The organism is Pseudoalteromonas sp. SW0106-04 (assembly GCF_001293805.1).
In the GTDB taxonomy this organism is placed as follows: domain Bacteria; phylum Pseudomonadota; class Gammaproteobacteria; order Enterobacterales; family Alteromonadaceae; genus Pseudoalteromonas; species Pseudoalteromonas ruthenica.
In genome coordinates, this window is the sequence record NZ_BCAI01000011.1 from 79,312 (window position 1) to 101,515 (window position 22,204).

General features: G+C 47.3%; 16 protein-coding genes. 5 read left to right on the forward strand and 11 right to left on the reverse strand.

All coding sequences use genetic code 11. The features are described 5' to 3' along the window. Position 1 precedes the first annotated feature (1 nt). Positions 2-739: a VacJ family lipoprotein gene (locus tag W04_RS13230; RefSeq protein ID WP_053911151.1), complete on the forward strand. Its 738-nt coding sequence runs from the start codon at positions 2-4 to the stop codon at positions 737-739. A 59-nt stretch (positions 740-798) separates the two neighbouring features. Here the strand turns inward: W04_RS13230 and W04_RS13235 are convergent, their stop codons facing one another. Next, positions 799-2,019, reverse strand: a complete 1,221-nt coding sequence (locus W04_RS13235; RefSeq protein ID WP_053911152.1) for an EAL and HDOD domain-containing protein — start codon at positions 2,017-2,019, stop codon at positions 799-801. A 374-nt stretch (positions 2,020-2,393) separates the two neighbouring features. Between W04_RS13235 and putP the strand changes: the two genes are divergently transcribed. Then, complete coding sequence (gene putP, locus W04_RS13240; RefSeq protein ID WP_053911206.1) at positions 2,394-3,881, forward strand: sodium/proline symporter PutP; 1,488 nt, start codon at positions 2,394-2,396, stop codon at positions 3,879-3,881. Positions 3,882-4,002: 121 nt separating this feature from the next. Here the strand turns inward: putP and W04_RS13245 are convergent, their stop codons facing one another. The 8 genes from W04_RS13245 to W04_RS13280 all read right to left on the reverse strand — a co-directional run bounded on the left by W04_RS13245 (position 4,003) and on the right by W04_RS13280 (position 12,211). Continuing rightward, positions 4,003-4,734 carry a DUF3379 family protein gene (locus tag W04_RS13245; RefSeq protein ID WP_053911153.1) on the reverse strand — a complete coding sequence of 244 codons (732 nt, stop codon included), beginning with the start codon at positions 4,732-4,734 and terminating at the stop codon, positions 4,003-4,005. Further along, the gene (locus tag W04_RS13250; protein WP_257220993.1) at positions 4,727-5,251 is read right to left on the reverse strand and encodes a sigma-70 family RNA polymerase sigma factor; all 525 of its coding nucleotides are present in this window, start codon (positions 5,249-5,251) and stop codon (positions 4,727-4,729) included. The genes W04_RS13245 and W04_RS13250 overlap by 8 nt, the downstream gene beginning before the upstream one ends. 131 nt (positions 5,252-5,382) lie before the next feature. Continuing rightward, positions 5,383-6,984 (reverse strand): BatD family protein, encoded by a 1,602-nt coding sequence (locus W04_RS13255; protein WP_053911154.1) that lies wholly within the window; start codon positions 6,982-6,984, stop codon positions 5,383-5,385. Beyond that, on the reverse strand, positions 6,978-8,873 hold the full coding sequence (locus W04_RS13260) for a VWA domain-containing protein (RefSeq protein WP_053911155.1): 1,896 nt from the start codon (positions 8,871-8,873) through the stop codon (positions 6,978-6,980). The genes W04_RS13255 and W04_RS13260 overlap by 7 nt, the downstream gene beginning before the upstream one ends. Further along, the gene (locus W04_RS13265; RefSeq protein ID WP_053911156.1) at positions 8,870-9,865 is read right to left on the reverse strand and encodes a VWA domain-containing protein; all 996 of its coding nucleotides are present in this window, start codon (positions 9,863-9,865) and stop codon (positions 8,870-8,872) included. Before W04_RS13265 ends, W04_RS13260 begins: the two co-directional genes overlap by 4 nt. Further along, positions 9,858-10,289 carry a DUF4381 domain-containing protein gene (locus W04_RS13270; protein ID WP_053911157.1) on the reverse strand — a complete coding sequence of 144 codons (432 nt, stop codon included), beginning with the start codon at positions 10,287-10,289 and terminating at the stop codon, positions 9,858-9,860. The genes W04_RS13265 and W04_RS13270 overlap by 8 nt, the downstream gene beginning before the upstream one ends. After that, the gene (locus tag W04_RS13275; RefSeq protein ID WP_053911158.1) at positions 10,290-11,255 is read right to left on the reverse strand and encodes a DUF58 domain-containing protein; all 966 of its coding nucleotides are present in this window, start codon (positions 11,253-11,255) and stop codon (positions 10,290-10,292) included. After that, on the reverse strand, positions 11,255-12,211 hold the full coding sequence (locus tag W04_RS13280) for a MoxR family ATPase (RefSeq protein ID WP_022944752.1): 957 nt from the start codon (positions 12,209-12,211) through the stop codon (positions 11,255-11,257). The genes W04_RS13275 and W04_RS13280 overlap by 1 nt, the downstream gene beginning before the upstream one ends. A 292-nt stretch (positions 12,212-12,503) precedes the next feature. Between W04_RS13280 and fadI the strand changes: the two genes are divergently transcribed. The 3 genes from fadI (at position 12,504) to W04_RS13295 (ending at position 16,391) form a co-directional block, all read left to right on the forward strand. Continuing rightward, positions 12,504-13,814 (forward strand): acetyl-CoA C-acyltransferase FadI, encoded by a 1,311-nt coding sequence (gene fadI / locus W04_RS13285; protein WP_022944751.1) that lies wholly within the window; start codon positions 12,504-12,506, stop codon positions 13,812-13,814. After that, the gene (gene fadJ / locus W04_RS13290) at positions 13,814-16,000 is read left to right on the forward strand and encodes a fatty acid oxidation complex subunit alpha FadJ (RefSeq protein WP_053911159.1); all 2,187 of its coding nucleotides are present in this window, start codon (positions 13,814-13,816) and stop codon (positions 15,998-16,000) included. Before fadI ends, fadJ begins: the two co-directional genes overlap by 1 nt. Before the next feature lie 199 nt (positions 16,001-16,199). Continuing rightward, the gene (locus W04_RS13295) at positions 16,200-16,391 is read left to right on the forward strand and encodes a hypothetical protein (RefSeq protein WP_022944749.1); all 192 of its coding nucleotides are present in this window, start codon (positions 16,200-16,202) and stop codon (positions 16,389-16,391) included. 210 nt (positions 16,392-16,601) lie between these two features. Here W04_RS13295 and W04_RS13300 read toward each other — a convergent pair whose 3' ends face one another. Together W04_RS13300 and W04_RS13305 are read right to left on the reverse strand one after the other, a co-directional pair. Beyond that, positions 16,602-19,685, reverse strand: coding sequence for a DUF4132 domain-containing protein (locus tag W04_RS13300; RefSeq protein ID WP_053911160.1), 3,084 nt, complete (start codon positions 19,683-19,685; stop codon positions 16,602-16,604). Positions 19,686-20,011: 326 nt separating this feature from the next. Beyond that, on the reverse strand, positions 20,012-22,174 hold the full coding sequence (locus tag W04_RS13305) for a bifunctional diguanylate cyclase/phosphodiesterase (protein WP_082342238.1): 2,163 nt from the start codon (positions 22,172-22,174) through the stop codon (positions 20,012-20,014). Positions 22,175-22,204: the final 30 nt, after the last annotated feature.

A 22,204-nucleotide genomic window follows, 5' to 3' on the forward strand; every position in this document is an offset into this window, starting at 1 on the left:
CATGTTAAAGAAGACTTTTATAACGCTTGTAGCGTTAGTACTCAGTGCCTGTGCCCAGGTTCCTCCAGAAAAAGAGGATCCGCGCGATCCGCTACAAAGCCTGAACCGACCATTGTATGACTTTAATATGGATGTGTTGGATGCTTACATTTTGCGGCCAGTTGCAGTGGGTTATGTGGAAGTAACGCCGGCGCCTGTTCGTCGTTCGGTGGTGAACTTTACCGACAATATCAGCGCGCCAACCGATGCTATTAACGCAGCACTGCAAGGCAAAGCGGATCATACCGGCATAAGCATCGCGCGCTTTTTAGTCAATACCACAGTAGGTATAGGGGGATTATTTGACGTGGCTTCATCCCTGGGGTTGGAGTATGTTGATGAAGACTTTGGCCAAACCTTAGGGGTTTGGGGGGTCGGTGATGGAGCGTATGTGATGATCCCAGGAATGGGCCCGAGCACCGCACGCAACGTAGCCGGCGATATTGTTGATAATGTGGTATTGCCTGAAATCGCTCTGACCACACCGCAAACTATTTTAGTGTTTGCTTTGAAGGCCGTGGAGGCGCGAGCTTCATTGATCCCCCAAGAGAGCCTGCTAAATGAATCGCTGGACCCGTATACCTTTATGAAAGATATATACTACCAGCGCCAGCTGTATGAGCTACATGACGGCAACCCGCCTGTAGAGGAAGAGCCTGAAGCGCAAGACTACGACGATGACTTTTTGGAAAACCTCTAATCGATTAGCGCGAACAGCGAATAATAAAAAAGCCGGCAATTTACCGGCTTTTTCAATTATTACATAATGGCTTGCATTTGCTCGTTGGCCCAATGAATTGCCTCGTGATAGGCATCGGGCACTTTGTTGGCATCCAGTTTCATTTCTTCTACTGTTGCGTTAGCTTGTTGCCACTGGGCGTGCTCATAATATTTTACCAAGGTGATATAGCCCGCAAGTACGCCTTCGTTGTCGCGCAGCGCCGCTTTTATATCATTGGCCAAAGGCAAACGTTCAACGACCGCTGCCATATCTTGGTCTAAAATCGCGTCTAACAGAGACATCATGCCGGTTAAGAATGCACGCCCTGGATCACCTGCATTCTGGTGCTGCTCTGCTAATACCTCGGCAAAACGGGCGCGGGTAAGGGATAAACGCATCAGTTCGGCAGGTTTGTCTGAAGACAGTTGCGCGGTGAACAGCAGCGATAAAAACTTTTTAATCTCTTTGGCACCGAGCACCACGAGCGCTTGCTTAATGGTGGATACCTCAGCGCGGCGTTTAAACATGGCGGAATTGGAATAGCGCAACAACTTGTAAGAGAGGTTAACGTCGCGTTCAAACACTTTAGTGACTTTTTCCAAATCCATTTCACTGGTTGATGTTTCGTATAGCAACTCGGCAAGCGTCAACTCCGAGGGCGGCAATGCCTTACTTTGTACCATCTCAGGCTTAGAGAAGAAGAAGCCTTGGAAGTAGCTAAAACCAAGATCGAGCGCGTGCTGATACTGCTCATAAGTTTCTACTTTCTCAGCCAACAGCTTGATGTTGTCAAAGCCTTTAATCGCCGCGACCACTTCCTGTATTTCTTGTTCGTTGCTTTCCAGGTAGTCGATTTTAATAATATCGATAAAAGGGAAGAAGTGACGCCAGACGTTTTGATGCTTATAGTCATCAAGGGCAATGGTATAGCCTTGCTCTTTGAGGTCTTTTACTAAGGCTAGTAGGCGTTTGCCAGGCTGCACGGTCTCGAGTATTTCAACGACAATTTCGTCAGTGCCCATCATGGTGGCATATCCTTTACTGAGCGTTTCCAAAGTAAAGTTGATATAAGCCGGCTTATTGTCGGTTAGCTCTTCAAGGCCAAAGGTAAACTGACTTCCTTCGATAAGCTTGGAGGTGGCTTCATCACCATTGATTTGTGGGAACACATTGGCTAAGCCATCGCGGAACAACAGCTCGTAGCCGACCAGTGTTTTCTCTCTATCCAGAATGGGCTGACGCGCAGCGTAAAAATTCATTTATTGGCACTTCCAAAAATACGTTGCTAATTGCTTAACAATATATGAAAAATCTAGGTTGTTTTCATTAATAATTATACTTTTTTGTGAGCTAAGTGCGCAAATGTGACGTTGAAACCATCATATGTATCAAATATTTAATACATAAGTATGGATATCGCACTAATTGGAGTTGCGGGTCAGGGCCATGCTATAGTGGTGTGAGCGTACGTTGTGATAAAAAGACACTGCAACGTCGTTAGGGTATGCTGACCTTTGCTGCAAAAACAGGCAGCAAAGGTCAACGCGCCTAAGTAATAATAACAACATTCTTCGCCCAATCTGTGCTTCGTGCGGCTTTTGGGGTGAAGCTCAGCGCTAAGTTGGAGGCTAAATTGGAAGTAGGTACGATAATTTCTCTTGCTCTGTATTTCATCGTTATGCTCGGCATCGGTCTGTATGCATACAAGAAATCAACGGATGATGTATCAGGGTACATGTTAGGCGGGCGTAATCTTAGACCCAGTGTCGCAGCGCTTTCTGCAGGTGCTTCTGACATGAGCGGTTGGATATTGATGGGCTTGCCTGGAGCTATGTTCTTAACTGGCTTTAGTGCTACCTGGATTGCCATAGGATTGGTGATCGGTGCTTGGGCTAACTACCTATTAGTGGCGCCGCGCTTACGTGTATATACCGAGCGGGCCAATGATGCGATAACCATTCCTGATTACTTTGCTAACCGCTTTAACGATTCCAAAAACGCGCTGCGTGTGGTGTCGGCGGTGGTGATCATCGTGTTTTTCACCTTATATACCTCTTCAGGCGTTGTCGCTGGCGGTAAACTGTTTGAAAGCTCGTTCGGTTTATCCTATGAAATGGGCTTATATGTGACCACCGGCGTGGTCGTATTGTATACCTTATTTGGCGGCTTTTTAGCCGTGAGCCTAACTGACTTTGTGCAAGGCTGCATTATGTTCTTAGCGCTCATTATCGTGCCTTTTGTTACCTATACCTTACTTGAGCAGCCTCTGCCAGCCACGCTTGAACAGGTAAATCCGGATATGCTTGAGTGGGTGGGTACCGGCTCAGTGCTAGGAATTATTTCGGCTATGGCGTGGGGTCTGGGTTACTTCGGTCAGCCCCATATCATCGTACGCTTTATGTCAGTTCGTGGTTTGAAAGATATTCGCGTTATGCGCCGTATTGGTATGTCGTGGATGATTGTTGCTGCGGTAGGTGCAGTGGCAACAGGTTTATGCGGTGCTGCTTATAGCTATGAGAAAGGCATTACCGTTGAAGATGCGGAAACCATTTTCCTCATTTTATCTCAATTGCTATTCCACCCACTGGTGGCCGGATTCTTATTAGCAGCTATCTTAGCGGCTATCATGAGTACCATTTCCTCGCAGCTATTAGTGAGTTCCAGCTCACTGACAGAAGATTTCTACAAGATTTATATCAAACGTGATGCTTCAGAAAAGGAGCTTGTGCTCGTGGGTCGCATCAGCGTGCTACTGGTTGCACTGTGTGCCATCTACCTTGCATATGACCGCGATAGCTCGATTTTATCGTTGGTGAGTAACGCTTGGGCCGGTTTTGGTGCAGCGTTTGGTCCGTTGGTGTTATTTAGCTTGTATTGGCGCCGCATGAACCTTCCAGGCGCGCTTGCAGGTATGATTGTTGGTGCGGCTACGGTGCTGTTCTGGATTTATGCGCCGGTTACAATTGATGGCCAGTCATTAAGCGACTGGATGTATGAAATTGTCCCAGGCTTTATTCTTGCGAGTATCGCTATTGTTGCAGTATCGCTGGCGACTAAAGAGCCCAGCGAAGCACTGACAGATACCTTTGATAAGGTTGAGGCAGAGTTGCAAGAAGGCTAATCCCTGAGAATTAGAGATAGTAAGAGGCCACCCTAAACGGTGGCCTTTTTTGTGTCTTTGAATTGTCCTAAATAGCGTTGAGGGTATTTAGTAACAGCAAGCCTAGTTCGCTAAGCAACCCCTAATTCCAACGCAGAGATTGGTTTATTCGTGCCTGGTATTCATCCACTGGCGCTTGCGCCATGGCCACGAGTATGGCGTCTCCTTGAGGGAAGTGTGAAACGCGTCCAGCGAAGCGCTGATCATTAAAATGAGCATCACCGAGATAATCGTTCGCAGAGGGGACGATAAATACCGTCATCGGGCCGAAATCCGATTGAAAAACTAGGTGCAAACCTTTTTGCCCTTTGAAATTACAGTAACGAGCGTAGGTGATAGCCCCAGGTAACTCATCAAGGTGGCCGCCAAGCTCAGAGAGTCGTAAATTGACCTCATCCAAGGCTATTTCCTCATTTACACTCAGTGCGTCAATTTCATGATAAACATGCGCCAAAGCGTGCTCACCAATAGATAACGTTGGCGACATCAGATGATATAAGAGCCCAGTAAAGGCGATAACGACAGACGCAGCTATGGCAATATACCACGGCGTTTTTGGTTTAGTCTGCTTCGCTGCGGGATTATTGCCCGAGCGTTGATCGCTTTGCTCCCCCATGGTTTGGTTAAAGATAATTTTATCAGCCAAATTATCGGGTACAGGTACTTGCATCGCCTCAACAAGCTCTTTATCAAGCTGCTTTAACTCATTAACTAATTGTTTGCGCTCAGGACTTTGCTCAGCAAACTCAAGCACGTCCTTGTCTTTGGTGTTTGGATGAGCAAAAAGGCGCCGGCGAAATTCTAATTCATCCATTTGGAGCCCCTTTCATAGGTTCAGTGGTTCGAGTGAGTGCGCTTTTTAGCTGATTTCTAGCTCGATATAAGCGCGTCATAACCGTGTTTTTGTTTAAGCCGAGGATTTGCGCAATTTCATCGCCGCTGCAGCCACCAATCACTTGTAGGATTAACGGTTCACGGTATTCTTGCGCAAGCTCCATAATACGTCGTTGGACAACGGTCATTTCCATTTCGTCATCTAAAGAAGTGCTGCGTTCGTCGCAGAGGGTGTCTTGTTCGACATCACTGTAATCAAACTGCTTGCGTTCAAAGCGGCGAGCATTTTCTCGTCGCAAAATAGTAAACAGCCACGACTTAGCAGCGTTCTGATCGACTAATGAATCTAATGAACGCCATGCTCGTAAAAAAGTTTCTTGGACCAGGTCTTCAGCCACACTAGGGTCTTTGCAAAGCCAATAGGCAAAGCGATAGAGCTCTTTGTGGTATACCTGCACCAGCGCCTCATAGCGCTTTTGTTTATCTGCCATGCCCATTAAGACCTCCGACAGCAATAAAACATTTCACTTAACGGGAAATTTATTTGCTCAAGGCAATATTAAGCGCCCGCATAGCAGGCGCTTAAAGACGATTGCAGTGGCCACTCGCAGTTAAGCGAACTAATGCCTCAATACAAGGAGTCTAGTTCAGTTTGTTGCTTTTGCTGCATGCTCACGGGTGTGTTAATACCCTGAGCAATCAAAGAGTAGTCAACCACGGTCTCGTCATGGCTATAGAGTTGCTGGCGCAACTTGGTAAGTTCTTGGCGGGCATCTTCAGGCCAGTGGCTTTGCCATTGGTGAAGTGAGCTTTTGTTCGCTTTGGCATGCGCATCTAAGGCGCGATAGAGCTCCTGCGGGTTTTGCGCTTTAAGCGCGCGCTGCACAGCCTGCAAATTACCCTTTGCTGTTTTAGGCTGCGGTTTGGTGCTGGTTGGTGTTAGAGGTTGAGTACGTTGATGTTGCCACCACCACGCTGCCATAGTCAGGAGCCACAGCACATAACCTGGTATCGCCCATAGCAAGCTTACATCAGCGTGCGCGGGTGGCGCGCTAACATCGTCAATTGCCGTGGTTTGCGTAGCATCACTAGGGGAGGGGGCGGCCGTGGTACTGGCCTCGCCGACCACGGTAATGGTTTTTTCTGCTACTTTGGCTATCTGCGCTCGTCCTGTAACGGTATTAAACCAAGGCACCTCGATTGCTGGCAGCGTATAGGTGCCAGGCTGTTGTGGCACATAGGCAATGGATGTGGTGGTTTGAGCAATAATACGACCATCGCGAATAAGATGCGTGCGCTCGGATTGATCGGGGTAGCTGCGCACGTTTTCCAGGTCTGGGCTGGTTAAATCCGGCAGTTGCTCTTTGGTGGTATTCAAAGCCGTCAGTGTAAGCGTACGAGTGATGGGGGTGCCTACCTGCACTTGTTCATCAGCGCCTTGCCACTGTTCACTTAAATCCACCAACTCACTTGGCAGCCACGTGTCATTAATGCCCTCGGGCATGGGCTTCACATCAACCAATGTATTTGTGGCACTGGCACTAACTGCCATAGCGCGGTAGTTTTTACGCACTTTGCCGTTTAACCGTGGTGCTTGTAACTCAAAGGTACCACTTTTTTGTGGTTGTACTAAGTAGTCGCGTTGGATCACCAGGTAGCGCCGCCCATCAATGACTTCCTGGCTCTCCCGCTGTTTGCCCATTTGCGTAATATTGGCGTTTTCCATACTCGGCGCGGCCAGTGAACCATCAATTAAATCAACACCTAAGTAAAGTTTAACGGTATAAACCCCGGCTTGCTGCACATACAGTGACTGCGGGGTGAGCTCGGTTTTAATAAAGGCGGTGCTATCGTCAAGACTGCTGTTGGCGTTGTTAACCACTTTTAGGGTAAAGGGCTCTGAGCTCACGCCATTAATGGTAAACGCCGGGATTTCATAATTACCCGCTTCACGTGCCATCAGCTCGATTTGCCATGTAGATTGTCGGCTTACGGCACCATTGATAATACGTGTTTGGTTACTACGAGACATAGGGCCAACCACAAAGTCATCGAGCAGCGCTTGAGTATCGGGTTGGCTGTTGTTGACCGTATCATCGGCTTTGATGGTTATAGCGAAATACTCACCGGCAAGCACAGGGTTTTTATCGACACTGGCGGTAAGCTTAGTGAGCGCCAAAACGGGCATTGCTAAGCAGGTGAGTGCGATGATGAAGGCGGTTCTTACCATGATTTTTCAACTCCTTGTGGTAAGCGGCGATAACGTTGTCTTTTTCTTGATTCAAGTTGCATTTTATTGCGCAGCAGAATTTCAGGATCATCAGGGATCTTACGTAGCAGCTGATTCAACTGTTGGGCGCGCTCGCGCTCCTCAGGCGTCAGCTCACTGGCTTGAGCCGCCAGTTGTTGCTCTGTGCCAGGCTGATCACCTTGCTGTTTCTGCATTTGCTGAGCTTGTTGCTGTTGTTCAGCACTTTGCGCTTTATCACCTTGTTGCTGCTCGCCATTTTGGCGTTGCTGTTGTTGCGACTGTTCACTGTCGCTTTGTTTAGACTCAGACTCGGAGGGTTGTTGCCCACTCGATTCATCGTTTGCTTGGGCACTGTTTTGCGGGTCATTGTTGTTTGCGTCGTTACGCTGACCTGCGCTTTGTTGTTGCCCTTGTTGTGACTGTTGTTGCTGACCTTGCTGCTGATTATTGTTGTCTTGCTCTGTTTGCTGCTCATCTTGCGAGGAGTCTTGCTCGCTATTTCCTTGTTGTGAATCCTGTTGCTGTTGTTGGCGCATTTGTTCCACTAATGCTTTGTTCCGTGCAGCCGATTCGAGCTCAGGATTTTTTTCCAGCGCTTGCTGATAACGCTCAATCGCCTCATCCAGTTGCCCTAATTGCGCTAGGGCGTTGCCTTGGTTGTACAGCCCTTGCGCTGAATTGTCTGAGGCAAAGGCATCAAGAGCGCCTTGGTAATCCTGTTGTTGATACTTTGCTGCTCCGGCTATCAGCGGGTTTTCAGTTTGGCTGGCCTGATCATAGGCCTCGTTCTGATAAGCAGATAGGGCGTTTTGCTGCTCGTTGTTAAACCAGCTCTGCCACTGCGCCGCATAGGCCTTAGGTTGTGGTAGTAGCACCATAAAGGCGCACAGCACTAAAGCACGACGGCCCATCAGCCACAACATTAACGGCACGATGAGCAAGGTCAAATAGATCCCCGCATCAATACGCCATAAGGTCTGCTTATTGTCCTGTTGCAATTCTTGCTGCTGTTGCTCGGTGCTCTGCAGTACCCTGAGGTTTGCCGCACTTGCTTGATAGCGTAATAGTTTTCCGTTGCCGGCTTGGGCCAAGCGCTGGAGTCGTGAAAAGTCGGTGGTGGGGATAACGATTTGCCCGTACTGATCTTTAAGAAAACCCCCATCTGGCAAGTTAATCGGAGCACCCTCGGCAGTGCCTATGGCATAGATATGTAAGCGGTAGTCATGACTGGCGAGCCAATCACGGACATCCGCTTCTTCATCGGCATCTATGCCATCGCTCAGTAAGATCACATCGCCACGTGCATAGCCTGCTTGGCTGAGTAACTCTTGTGCCTGTGTCAGCCCAGCAAGCACATTACTGCCCTGTCCGGGCATAATATCTGGGCTGAGACTGGGAATCAGATTGGTCAACGTCTGACTATCTGAGGTTAAGGGCGAAATTGTATAGGCATCATTGGCGTAAGCAATCAGCGCAGTTTCACCTTCGGTGAACAAATCCACCATATCCAGAGCTTTATAGCGTGCTTGTTGCAGGCGGCTTGGCGCGATGTCGGTGCTATACATAGAGCGCGACATATCCATGACTAACACCCGGGCCATTTTGCTTTGATAGACTGGCACCTCTTTTTTGCTAAAGCTTGGGCCGGCAATCGCCACTACCATCAAAGCCATAAGCAAAGTACTTAATATATGACTAGGTGCACGCTTTTGCTGGCCTTGACTCAGGACCTGTGTCGCCAAGTGCGGGGCAATAAGCTGGCTATTGCTAGGTTGGCGTTTGCTCCCAGTGAGTCGCCAGAGCATGTACAAAGCCACCACTATCAGCAACCACAATGCATCGGGGCGAATAAACGTAAACTCGGTCATGCATCACCTACTACAGCTTGCTGCTTCAGTTGTCGCCATAAAGCAGCCAAAAATAACATCAATAAAGCGCCGCTTAGGGGCAGGTAAAACAGGGCATCCACTGGGCGGAATGTTTGCTCTTGCTCAGCTTGTGGCTCGAGCGCATCCAGTTCTTTATAAATATTGGCCAAACTTTGGGTGTCTGTGGCGCGAAAATACTGACCGCCGGTCTGCTTTGCAATGGTTTTTAGCAGCGATTCGTCGAGCATGGCCCCAGAGCTGCCAAGCATAGAGAATAACCCGCCTTGGTTGCGGCCATCTGCGCCGACACCCACGGTATAGACTTTGACGCCAGCGTCTTTGGCCAAAATAAGCGCCTCTTCGGGTTTCAGGTTACCAGCGGTGTTTTGGCCATCAGTGAGTAAGATCACTACCTTGTTTGATTGTGACTTTTCATTAAAACGCTTTACCGACAGTCCAAGGGCATCACCAATGGCGGTGGCACGTCCTACTAAACCAATTTGTGATTCTTCGAGCATTTGCGCCACAGTGTCAACGTCGCGTGTTAGTGGCGTTTGTAAAAACGCGGTGTCAGCAAATAAAATAAGTCCTAGCTGATCGCCACGGCGTTGGCTAATAAACTCACTGAGCACCGCTTTAACGACACTAAGGCGGTCGACGAATCGCCCTTGATAAGCCATATCTTGCTCACGCATTGACCCAGATAAGTCCACCGCCAGCATAATGTCACGGCCTGGCTCTGAGAGGGTGATGGGTTCACCACGAAACACCGGATTGGCAGCGCTGGCTACAACAAGCGCCCAGACAATTGCGAGTAACCAGTGTGGCCACTTGCGGCTGGGCGTGACCTTGGTATTGGTCATTCCCATGTGTGCCAATGCGTGGATGCGCAGCATCAAGGTGCTATGGTGTTTTTGTTTGCCAACGATGAGCGCAATAAGCCAAGGCAAAGGCAGCAGGGCAAAAGCCCAGGGCCAAGCAAATTCAAACATCGATGCGCTCCTTGGTTTTAAATTGCTTTATGGCTTGGTGCAGCTTGTTTTTTAGCTCATCGCTGACTGCTCTAGGCTGATATAACTGCTGCAACTCCCGGGCGTTAAAATCAATATCACTTAATAGAGTCAATACTTGGCTCCAGCGCTCGGCACTGAGCGCCGCTACACGCGTACCATAGTAATGTTTGCCTAACCGTTTGAGCAGTTGATGCAAACGGGCGGCATCTTGGCTCTGCGCCAAGCGCAGTGCTTCGCGTTTGGCGCGGTTATGGCGGCGTTGACGCACATACAGGGCCATCGCCAATACCGCAGCAATCAACAGCACAGCTGCGATAACCCACCATGCGGGACCTGGCGGCCAAGCACTTACCTGCTCAGGGACCATGACATCGTCTAATTGAGAAAGGGGATTGCCTTGCATTTATGCACTCCGAAGCGAAAATTGTTGCTCAAGGGCACTGGCAGCGGAAATCTCCACCAGTGAGTGGCAATGGCGAGATAAACGCTGTAAGCGCTGCGAGTCAAATTGCTGTGCTTGGCGGTGATAGCGGCGTCGAAAGTGGGCATCATCCAGGGCCAAACTTATTTTACCCCGGCCGGTGTCAACGTTGATGGTGTCATTGAATTGTGGCAGTTGGCGCTCGAACGGGTCACTAATGACACCGGCCACCACTTCACAATGGCGTGCCAGGTGCTGCAGTTGACGTTCTATGGCATCGCCGTATTCATCGTTGAGCTCAACAAAGTCACTGAGCAAATACACCACACTGCCTGGCTTGGCTAATTGGTTCATGCGTTGCAACTGGCTGAGCAGGTTCCCCACGTGTACCTGCTCGCCAATGTCTGCATGCTGCATGTCTTGCATTGCATGAAGTACCCTCAATACCGCTTTATCACGGCTTTGTGGGCGAAACTCATGGTGCTGCTGTTCGTTAAATACCAAGGCGCCAAGTTTATCGCCGCGTTTACACGCCGACCAAGCCACCAGCGCAGCCACATGAGCGGCTTGCACCGATTTGAATACAAACTGTGAGCCAAACTGCATCGACGAGCTAAGATCGACCATTAGCAACACAGGGCGTTCTTTTTCCTCTTGAAAAAGCTTGGTGTGCGCTTCGCCAGTACGAGCGGTGACACGCCAGTCGATACTGCGCACATCATCGCCTTGTTGGTAATGGCGCACCTCAGCAAACTCCATACCACGGCCTTTGTGCGGCGCCAGATACTGACCACTTAGCGGGCTGCGTAAACGCTTTTGCACCGCCAAATCCAACAGCTGGGTTTTGCTTTTATAATATGTCAGCTCTTTCAGTGACAGGCTATGACCATTGCTGTGCAGCTTTTCAAGCCAGTACGCCACTGAGTGAGTGGGGGCCTGATTGTTCATTAGGGCACAGCCACTCGCTCAAGAATGTGCTGCAGCACTTGGTCTTTGGTGATGCCATCGGCTTGCGCTTCATAACTTAAAATGATGCGATGGCGCAGCACGTTATGGAACACCGCTTGAATATCTTCGGGGCTGACAAAGTCACGACCCTCTAGCCAAGCATGGGCCCGCGCAGCACGGTCAAGGGCTATGGTGGCACGGGGGCTGGCACCATATTCTAGCCAGCTAGCAAGCTGGTCATCCAGTTGCTTGCCATCGCGAGTCGCCATAATGAGTTGCACTAGGTACTGCTCCAACGGCTCGGCTAAGTGCAAGGCTAATACTTCCTTGCGCGCGGCAAATAAATCCGCCTGGGTGAGCGGCTCAATACGGGCGTGTTCCCCCTCAAGTGCTTCGCCGCGCGTCAGCCGTAAAATGGCGAGCTCGGAGTCCGCATCGGGGTAGTCAATATTAAGGTGTAGTAGGAACCGGTCAAGCTGAGCTTCGGGCAGTGGGTAGGTGCCTTCTTGCTCTAGCGGATTTTGCGTCGCCATTACCATAAACAGCTGCTCTAGCGGATAGGTGTTTTTACCCACGGTAATTTGCCGCTCTGCCATGGCTTCTAATAATGCCGATTGCACTTTTGCTGGTGCCCGGTTTATTTCGTCGGCTAACACTAAGTTATGGAAAAGCGGGCCTGGCTCAAATACAAATTCGCTGGTTTGCTGACGATAGATATCGGTTCCAGTAACATCTGAGGGCAGTAGATCAGGGGTGAACTGAATGCGTTGAAAACTCCCCTCCAACCCTTTGGCCAGCGCATTAACAGCCCGCGTTTTGGCAAGCCCAGGTGGCCCTTCCACCAATAAGTGACCATCAGCGAGAACAGCAATTAATAATGCTTGAGTCAAATGGGGTTGGCCGATAATTTCGCTATCGAGGTAGGTTTTTAATTGTGCAAACTTAGCAACTGCCATAAGTGTACGTATCCTTGCCGGCATAAATGAAACAGAGCAACCTAAATGGTGGGGAACCCAGCCCTAGGTTGGCGCAACGCCCTTTAGGCACTGCACTGTTTAAAAAGTTCGATTGATTTTACTCACAATTACATAGTTTTAAAGTCTTGTTTTTATTTTCATCGTACCCAGTTCTTAACTATTGTTGTAGCTGGCGCAGGAATTTTAGCGTCACTATTGGCATTGCGCTTTGGGTTGTTTTAGAATCGAGGAAATATTAACAGGTCAGACCTGTCAGCAGGAGAAGCATTTTATGTCTGAGCAAACAAAATTAACAACACGCAACGGGGAGCGCATCGCCATTGTTAGCGGCCTGCGTACGCCTTTTGCAAAACAAGCTACCGCCTTTCACCACGTCCCAGCACTCGATTTAGGCAAGCTGGTCGTCAACGAAATGCTTGAGCGCTTGGACTTTGATCGCAAAGAAATTGATCAGTTGGTGTTTGGCCAAGTCGTGCAAATGCCGGAAGCACCGAATATTGCCCGTGAAATTGTCTTGGGCACTGGCATGCCAGTCAATGTTGATGCTTACTCGGTATCACGGGCTTGTGCGACTAGCTTCCAAGCGATTGCTAATGTCGCTGAATCAATTATGGCGGGTCATACCCAAGTGGGTATTGCTGGCGGTGCAGACTCTTCTTCTGTCTTGCCTATTGGTGTAAGCAAGAAATTGGCAGGCAGCCTTGTGGATTTAACTAAAGCGCGGACCCTCTCGCAGCGCTTGAAGATTTTCTCTAAGTTGCGTCCTAAAGATCTTATGCCAGTGCCACCGGCGGTTGCCGAGTACTCAACCGGGCTTTCTATGGGGCAAACGGCAGAGCAAATGGCGAAAAGCCACAGCATTAGCCGCGCTGATCAAGATGCCCTAGCGCATCGCTCGCATACGTTAGCCAGCCAAGCTTGGGCTGAGGGCAAATTGACGCAGGAAGTTATGACTGCGCATGTACCACCTTATAAGTCATTTATTGAACAAGACAATAACATTCGTACTAATTCACAGCTTGAAGGCTATGCCAAACTGAAGCCGGTATTCGATCGCAAATACGGTAGTGTCACTGCCGCGAACTCGACGCCATTAACCGATGGTGCGGCTGCGGTGATGCTGATGAATGAAAGCAAAGCCAAAGCGATGGGCTATGAAATCTTGGGTTACATCCGCAGTTATGCCTTCAGTGCCATCGGTGTGCACGAGGATATGTTGATGGGTCCGGCACATTCGACCCCTGTTGCCCTAGATAGAGCTGGGATCACCTTAGGCGATCTAGACCTAATTGAAATGCACGAGGCTTTCGCGGCGCAAACCTTGGCTAATATGAAAATGTTTGCTTCTGATAAGTTTGCCAAAGAGCAGCTTGGCCGTGATAAAGCCATTGGTGAAATTGACATGGACAAATTTAACGTCAACGGGGGCTCGCTAGCATATGGCCACCCCTTCGCCGCTACCGGAGCCCGTTTGATTACACAAAGTATTCATGAGCTTAACCGTCGCGGCGGTGGCTTAGCCCTAACTACAGCCTGTGCTGCCGGTGGTTTAGGTGCGGCCTTTGTATTGGAGAGCGCATAATGACAACAGAATCCGTATTTAGTTTTGAGTTAAACGATGAGCGTGTTGGCATCGTCACTATTGACGTGCCGGGCGAGAAAATGAACACCTTGCGCGCCAGTTTTGCTGAGCAGCTGCAAGACATTGTTCGCACCGCCAATGAAAATAACGTCAAAGGCTTGGTATTTACTAGCGCCAAGCCAGATAACTTCATCGCCGGCGCCGATATCAACATGCTCGATAACGCTCATTCACGTGAAGAAGCCTTAGCGTTATCGACCATGTGTCAGGAAGCGTTTTTTGAACTGGAAAAGCTGCCTTATCCCACCGTCGCGGCTATTCATGGTGCCGCCCTAGGCGGGGGCTTAGAGTTTGCCTTGGCATGCGATTATCGGGTGTGCAGCGACAGTGACATTACCAAAATGGGCTTGCCTGAAGTGCAGCTTGGCCTGCTCCCAGGAGGCGGCGGTACACAGCGTTTACCTAAATTAGTGGGCTTGCAGAAAGCCTTAGAGTGGATGCTAACCGGCAAGCAAGTGCGCGCTAAACAGGCGAAAAAAGCTGGCCTCGTCAATGACAGTGTCCCTCACAGTGTTTTACTTGAAGTGGCGTGTAAATACGCACTTAAAGGCAAAGCGCGTGCAACCAAGCCGCCGTTGGATAAAGTATCGGCGTTGTTGGAGTCTAATCCATTTGGTCGCAACCTGATTTTCAAAAAAGCGGCTGAAAACGTCGCCAAAAAGACCGGTGGTCATTATCCCGCACCGAATAATATTATTAAGGCAGTGCGCGCCAGCGTTGAGCTAGATACCCTCAAAGCCTACAAGACCGAAGCCGATGGCTTTGCCGATTTGGTGATGAGTGATGTATCGAAATCGCTGCGCGGTATCTTCTTTGCTACCACGGAAATGAAAAAAGAGTGGCGCGCCGATGATGCTCCGAGCACCGATAAAGTGGCGGTGCTGGGCGGCGGCTTAATGGGCGCCGGTATCACGCATGTCAGTGCCATCAAAGCGGGCGTGCCGGTGCGTGTCAAAGACGTTGCCCATAAAGGCATTAGCGGGGCGATGAATTACAGCTATAAGCTACTAGAGAAAAAACGCAAGCGTCGTATTATCTCCAAAGCGCAGTTACAAGAGCAGATGAGCCGTATTACCGGCACCACTGATTACAGTGGCTTTGCGCACGTAGATATGGTGATTGAAGCGGTATTTGAAGATCTCAAGCTGAAGCAATCAATGGTTGCCGATATTGAAAGCCATGGCCAAGCACACACTATTTTCGCTAGTAACACCTCGTCACTGCCCATTGCTCAAATTGCTGAGCAAGCGCAGCGCCCAGAGAATGTTATTGGCTTGCATTACTTCTCGCCGGTAGAAAAAATGCCGCTGGTGGAAATTATCCCCCATGCAGGCACCAGTGAGCAGACCATCGCCCGTACGGTGAGCTTTGCCCGCAAACAAGGCAAAACGCCCATAGTGGTGAAGGATAAAGCCGGCTTCTTTGTAAACCGTATCTTGGCGCCTTATGTAAACGAAGCAGCCAACCTATTGTTAGCCGGTGAGCCCATTGAGAAAATCGACAAAGCCTTGGTTGAATTTGGCTTCCCAGTGGGGCCATTAGCTTTACTTGATGAAGTGGGCATCGATATTGGTTCTAAGATAGCGCCTATCTTGGAAAAAGAACTGGGTGAGCGTTTTAAAGCCCCTGATGCGTTTAGCCGCTTAATCGATAACAAGCGACTAGGACGCAAATCAGGCCGTGGTTTCTACGATTACTCGAAAAAAGACAAAAAGCCTGACGAGTCAGTGTACGAACTTCTTGGCGTGACTCCGGCTCCGAAGCTGAACAAAGAGCAAATAGCCGAGCGTTGTGTTATGCAAATGCTTAACGAAGCGGCGCGTTGTTTGGATGAGGGCATTGTTGCGAGCGCCCGTGATGGCGATATTGGTGCCATCTTCGGTATTGGCTTCCCACCTTTCCATGGCGGACCTTTCAGTTACATGGATAAGTTAGGGCTGAGCAATGTGTGCTCAACGCTATCGAGCTACGCCCAGCAAAACGAAGTGTTCACGCCAGCCCCCGCTTTGGTGGCAATGGCTGAAAAAGGGCAGCGTTTTTATGACCAAAACGCGGCGCCACAGGAGACGGTCGAGCAGGATACAGCAGAGCAGGGGACCGATGACCCCTCGACGCAGCCGTCGTAATGGCTCTGCCAATCGCCTAACACTTAGCGCTGGTTTTTAACCGGCGCTTTTTTATGCCACAGGCTTAGGCCGCGACGTGCTCAAAGGCGCTAAAAAGGCACTATAGTTACTGCTTAGAGCGATGAACTTACGACTTTGGTGTGGTTAATAACTGAGCGTAAAAATGCTAAACTGCGCGCCTACATTCAGTGGGGGTTGTATGTTGTTGTTAGTGAGTGTGTGTTTTGCTTTGTTGTTGTTTTTTGTGGCGTCGTTTAAAGGCATGCCAGCAAAACGCTGGGCGCTGGCGGGTGGCTTAATTGGCCCGGTCGCGTTAGCGCTGTTTAACGTACATTATCGTCGTGCATTAATGCGCAGCGTTGCCCACTGCGGTATCATTTGGCGACCTTAGTGTTAGTACCTTTTCCAATGTTTAAAGTGGAAGGTGTATTTAGAAAGTTCATGAAGTAAAATAAAGTAGATAGAGAAGTTGTTATCAAGCAATAGCACAAACGACGAAGCAGCATCTTGCAGTGGATTAATAAGCAATGAATAAGTGTGCTTTAACCTTAGCCGAAGACAAAGAGTTAACTCTCTGACTTCGGTAGAACTTTAAATTCGATTAATTCCGAACTAGTGATGAGCCATTTATCTGAGATAGTATAGCTTCGTCTTTTATCTTGTTATCCGAAGCGAGCAATAAGGCTTTGGATAAAATAACTAAAAGCTTCTTATCCTCTTCAAAAGGGAGGTGGGCTTTGGTTTTAGTGATTTTGGGTAAGATGCACAAGTATTGGTTATGGGGTTGGATTAATATATTTGATGAACCTAAGTGAACTTTATATTTAGCCAACTTACCTTGAACATATAGAAAGTTTCCCTCTAGCGTAAATACCTTGTTATTGGGGAGTGTAGCAATAATATTTGCCAATACTTGCTTGCGTGTTTTTGCAATCTGACTCAACTCTCCAAAGCCTTGCTGGAACCAGTAACTTGCTTCGCCATTTTCCCTCTCAGGGTCATTGGAAATGTTTGCAACACTCACAAATAGATCAATATCACGCATTACTTCAGAAAAAATGGTCTTATCAACATCTTCTAAAGCTATCAGTTCATCACTATCTTGATGGCGAAAGAAAACTTTACCGGTGCCCACACAGCTGTGAATTCCAGTATCTGTGTCACCATACTGGCCAAGGCCCTGCGTATCAAAAATAACGGTTAAGTGTAGGCAGTCAATATATTTTGTAGCTTCTGTTTCACTGCCTCCGTCCCAGCTGCCGCCTCGCGTTTGGTGCCAGCGACGTTGAGTGGCAACTGCATGAAACTTCTGTTGGTTTAGGACGTGATTTTCAAACCGCGTACTATGTGTGCGAGAACGCTTTTCGGCTTCTGTCAGAATATATATTTCGCGATGTGCTTGCTTGAACGGTTGCGTTATTTTGTGATGTGCCAAGAGCGTTTGCCATGCAATAATCTCATCCTTGTTAGCCTCGCTTGGGTGCCATAAACGGATAACCGATTGGCTATCTAATTCAACCTTTTTTCCGTGACAATCAATATACTGGCTATCGACGAAAAGCACATCACAGCTTTGACCGTCATTTCCGGTCAAGCGCCAAATAAGGCGGCGAGCTATAAATCCAATGAGTTTGTCATCAATGTATCGTGCTTGCCAATCGCTAAAGGAGATACTCTGTGAGCTAATGTAAAAGCTTTCAATACGTTGCGTATGAGCAGTTGTGGCGTTTTGTATTTCTTTAACAAGCCCTTTTAATGCTTTTATTTCTTCTTTAAATTTCGTTTTCAAATTGGTAGGCACAGATTTTTGGGTTTTTTCACTGGTTTGCCAAGTCAATTCACACTTACCTACGTGTGTACAAGAAATAGCCGCAATACTGTCCCCCAGCTTCTTTTGATATTTGCCGATATCATACAAACCGAAATCAGAAATATAAGATTGAGCTAATGCTTCAGCTGTGGTGCCTTTATTTTGTGCGATATTATTGACTATCCGTTGAACATTTTTTAAGGCTGGGTTGTATTTAGTCGTTGAATAGATAATTAAAATATCACTTATTCCTTGTTCATTAGGTAACAGGGTCAATGCTGTCATAGCTGCGTTGGCTAATTTAGCATTTCTCATACCAACATCATGAACTTTTTTATACATCGATTGAGCTACTTTGCGAAGTTGACTCGAAATAGAAATATCTGAAGAAAAGATAGATGACCATAGTAGCCCTTTTAAAGCCAGTACATTTGATTGACTAAAGGCATAGATAAGCTCATCGGACCGACTAGTCATAACACTATCAAAGCCCATGTATTCCGCAAATTTAGAATTTACAGCAAGCGCTAAATTATTGTTTCGAGGTTTTTCTATCAAAGGTAATAAAGATGAGATCATCGAAGAAAATTCGTCTGCGCCAATATCGTCGATCATTTCCTTAGCTTGTTTAAGCCACAATTTTGAAGGGGTTGCGCTTTTGTTTTTAACACAATGTGCAATTAATGCGTGCCATCTTGAGGTTTCACGATCATTTAGAATACTCAGTTTTGCAATGAAGCCGTCGCTCCAGCTTTCCCCACCATCAATTAACTTTAAAATATCATACATTTTAGGACATAGAGGGGCATCGATACTCAGCTCGAAGGCTGTTTTAGCACCGTGGAACCGTGCTTTTTCAATATGCTCATCATCAAAATCATCATTAAGCTGAATATAGTCGAGTAAAGAATAGCCAAATTTATTAACGTAGTTAATGTCTGCACCCAGTTCAATTATTTTTTTGAACAGGGCATAGTTGCGATGAAGTGCCCGTGGTAGTGGTAAGTCATCATTGTTTTTTATTAGTGAAGGATCGTTTTCCACTAAATAGGTAAGTAACTTTTCATTGCCATCACCTTCTTCTATTGAATAAAGTAAAGATAGTGATTTATACTTATTATTTTTCAGAATTTCTTTTGGTAAAAATGTGGGTAATAGATCCTCTGGAATGTCATATCTGACACTAAGGCATGCGATATAATGGGAGTTTATGATTAAAGGTATCTCAGTCAATAAAAACTGTAAAGTTTTGAATAGCCCGGAACTCATTGCTGATACTAATATTGAGTCTGTAGCAAGCCCTCTATTTTTCCATTTTTCTAGGCTGATTAAACCTTTTTTGAATAAACTGGCTACCGCTTCGTCATCTTCTTGATGGGCACACTCTACGAGTTGTTTTGCTATATCGTGACCACTGATTGCAGACAATTCATCAAAGTTTAGGCCTAACTCTTGAAGCCACTGTACAGTGTCGAATTGGCTGGATTCTACAAGTTTTGAAAAACCTCCGAAAATAAAGCTTTCCGCGTTTTCTGGGAGTTGTAATTGCTCTAACAGACCACTTTCAAACAACTTTTCTAATAGATCTTTTAACTTAAGCTCGTTGTTCTCTACCCAATTACCCCATGAACCTAAAACGGTATTCAATAGCTCATGTTGATAACTTATAAAACAATTACTATCGATCAAACACATTACCAGATTTGGTCTACCTCTCTTCAATAAGGTTTGCAGGAGAGTTTCTTCTTCAAAAAGACGAATGTCCTCTCTAAGGTCGATATTTAAATCTGAAAACTTATTTATAATTTCCTCGTCAGGGTGGTCATCCAGTAGTTTTATTATTTCTTTTTTGTTTTTATTATCAATTAATTTCATGCTTCTTCCTTGCTATGAATGGTTTGTAATTTTATTTTTTATATTTTGACTTTTATTATGTTTAATATTTATTGAAGACTTAATTATAAATGCTTTCATCTTACTAATTATTTTTGATAGGTGCTCGGGTTAACTTTGTCACGAATTATTATTAGAATGTGAGCTAGCGTAGACATACAATTTGGCGCCATGGAACCAGGAATTAATGATTCTAATATGGTGCCCTTTGACGATGAAGGTGAGTTCTTTTTTCATTTCTAAAGTCCTTTTAACAGCGGCCTAAAATATCCTTGTTAAGCCTTCATTGATTCCGCGTCACACTGTGGTTATTGCACCAGCGACAAGTGATGCTGATCTTGCGTTTTACTGCGTTCGCGCAATAAAAACGCCTCAAATTGCTCAGCCGAAAGCGGTTTGGCGTAGTAGTAGCCCTGCATTGTTTCGCAGCCTAACTGCTTTAATTGCTGCAGTTGCTTGGCTTCTTCAACGCCCTCAGCAACCACATGAAGACCTAAGTTTTGCGCTATGGTAATAATCGAGTCGACCATGTTTTTACCTCGTTCATTAACCATATCAACGATAAAGGCGCGGTCGATTTTCAACGTGTGCAATGGGAAGCGTTTTAAATAGGCCAGCGATGAATAACCGGTACCGAAGTCGTCCATCGCGAGGTGAATTCCTTTCCCTACTAGGGCGTGCATAATCGCGATTGCTTGCTCTGGGCTGTCCATTACGGTCCCCTCGGTTATTTCCAGTTCAAGAGCACTGGCGGGAAGGTGATATCGCTGTAGTAGGGCGTCGATACGATCGGTTAAATCAGGCAGTGCAAACTGTTTCGCCGATAAGTTTACAGCAACTCGCCCGGAAAATAGCTCGGCGTCGCGCCAGCGTTTTACATCGCGACAGGCTTTTTTTAATACTACTTCACCAATCTCGATAATTTGTCCGGTTTCTTCGGCAATGGGAATGAACTGGCCTGGACTGATTAACCCTTTTTTCGGGGTTATAAAGCGCACCAGTGCTTCCATTCCGGCTAATTGGCCAGTGGCGATATCCATCTTCGGTTGGTAAAAAACCTCGAAATGATCCCGCTTGAGACCAAAACGCATTAAGTTCTCAATTTGCAGTCGTTTAACCGCTTGGTGGTTCATCGCATCATTAAAGAATAAGTAACGGTTCCCTTGTTGCTTAGCATGGTACATTGCGGTATCGGCGTTCTTTAATAGAATTTGTGGCGATACGCCATCCTCCGGGCTCAATACTATGCCAATAGAGGCGGTGATGGCGAGTTCATGGTTCATCATCCGAAATGGTGTGGCAATGGTTTGCAAAAAGTCGTTACTAATCGCGGTAATAGTATGAATGTCGTTGGTGCCGCGCATCACCAATGCAAACTCATCGCCGCCGAGGCGATAAAAAGTGTCTTGCGGGCGCTTACGCTCACTTAAACGCTGGGCTAATTTGATAAGCAGCTTATCGCCTAATTGATGGCCCAACGAATCATTAATCTTTTTAAAGTTATCCAAGTCCATCACCATCATGGCGTGGTGGCTGTCTTGTTTCATTAAGGTGTCGAGGTCGACAAAAAATTGATTACGATTGGCAAGCCCAGTGAGGCTGTCTTGATTAGATAAATCATTGAGGGCTTGTTCAGTCTTTTTGCGTTCGCTTAAATCGGAGTAGACCATAATATAGTAGTCTACCTCGCCCTGTTGGTTAAGTACCGGGTCCACGCTCAGTTCCATGGCCAATCTTTTGCCATGTTGGCTGCGCACCGACACTTCACACTGAATATGGCTGTGCTGTTGCACTTGGCGCTTCAGTGTACTTATTTGCTTGGTATTCAAACCCGGAAGAGTAAAAGCCAAGCCTTGGTGCTTTTTCTGAGATAAGGAGAACAATTCGGTGAATGCAGGATTGGTATCAACGAGCTTGAATTCATGGTCATATATGGCCATCGCATCACTGAGGTTCTCAACGCATTTAGCAAATAGGTCTAAGCGCTGCTCAGTGGTTTTGATATCGTCGATATCTTTCATTGTGCCACTCATACGCAGCGGTTGTAGTTGGGCGTCTTTTTCTACCACCTTTCCTCTATCTAGCATCCATCGCCACTGTCCCTGCTGGTCAAGCAATCGGTAGTTAGCTTCAAAAAACGCTGTTTTTTGTGCAAGGTGGGCGCGTAAGGCACTTTGAACGCGAGGTAAATCCTGTGGGTGTATCAGTGCTTGGTTCGGGGGAATGCAAAAACTTTGTGTGGTTGCACTGTGATTGGCATGCTCATCATTAACGCGTTTGACCTCACCGGTTTTTATATACCAATCCCAGAGGATGTCACCACTGCCTTCTAAGGTCAGTTTTAGGTGTTGTTCTGAGCGTGCCAATTTCTTACGTGAGCGGCGCAACGAAATAACACTGAATGTCATAACGCATAGCAAGGCAAGAAGTAGTGATAAAACAACCGTGTGTAAAGGAGAGTCGAACAGCATGTGCGTTTGCTCATGAGCAAACGAGCACCC

What these genes read in the sequence shown, in the direction of transcription:
- W04_RS13230 (WP_053911151.1), top strand. Translation starts at nt 2, where the DNA reads ATGTTAAAGAAGACTTTTATAACGCTTGTAGCGTTAGTACTCAGTGCC.
- W04_RS13235 (WP_053911152.1), bottom strand. Translation starts at nt 2,019, where the DNA reads ATGAATTTTTACGCTGCGCGTCAGCCCATTCTGGATAGAGAGAAAACA.
- W04_RS13245 (WP_053911153.1), bottom strand. Translation starts at nt 4,734, where the DNA reads ATGGATGAATTAGAATTTCGCCGGCGCCTTTTTGCTCATCCAAACACC.
- W04_RS13250 (WP_257220993.1), bottom strand. Translation starts at nt 5,251, where the DNA reads ATGGGCATGGCAGATAAACAAAAGCGCTATGAGGCGCTGGTGCAGGTA.
- W04_RS13255 (WP_053911154.1), bottom strand. Translation starts at nt 6,984, where the DNA reads ATGGTAAGAACCGCCTTCATCATCGCACTCACCTGCTTAGCAATGCCC.
- W04_RS13260 (WP_053911155.1), bottom strand. Translation starts at nt 8,873, where the DNA reads ATGACCGAGTTTACGTTTATTCGCCCCGATGCATTGTGGTTGCTGATA.
- W04_RS13265 (WP_053911156.1), bottom strand. Translation starts at nt 9,865, where the DNA reads ATGTTTGAATTTGCTTGGCCCTGGGCTTTTGCCCTGCTGCCTTTGCCT.
- W04_RS13270 (WP_053911157.1), bottom strand. Translation starts at nt 10,289, where the DNA reads ATGCAAGGCAATCCCCTTTCTCAATTAGACGATGTCATGGTCCCTGAG.
- W04_RS13275 (WP_053911158.1), bottom strand. Translation starts at nt 11,255, where the DNA reads ATGAACAATCAGGCCCCCACTCACTCAGTGGCGTACTGGCTTGAAAAG.
- W04_RS13280 (WP_022944752.1), bottom strand. Translation starts at nt 12,211, where the DNA reads ATGGCAGTTGCTAAGTTTGCACAATTAAAAACCTACCTCGATAGCGAA.
- fadI (WP_022944751.1), top strand. Translation starts at nt 12,504, where the DNA reads ATGTCTGAGCAAACAAAATTAACAACACGCAACGGGGAGCGCATCGCC.
- fadJ (WP_053911159.1), top strand. Translation starts at nt 13,814, where the DNA reads ATGACAACAGAATCCGTATTTAGTTTTGAGTTAAACGATGAGCGTGTT.
- W04_RS13295 (WP_022944749.1), top strand. Translation starts at nt 16,200, where the DNA reads ATGTTGTTGTTAGTGAGTGTGTGTTTTGCTTTGTTGTTGTTTTTTGTG.
- W04_RS13300 (WP_053911160.1), bottom strand. Translation starts at nt 19,685, where the DNA reads ATGAAATTAATTGATAATAAAAACAAAAAAGAAATAATAAAACTACTG.
- W04_RS13305 (WP_082342238.1), bottom strand. Translation starts at nt 22,174, where the DNA reads ATGCTGTTCGACTCTCCTTTACACACGGTTGTTTTATCACTACTTCTT.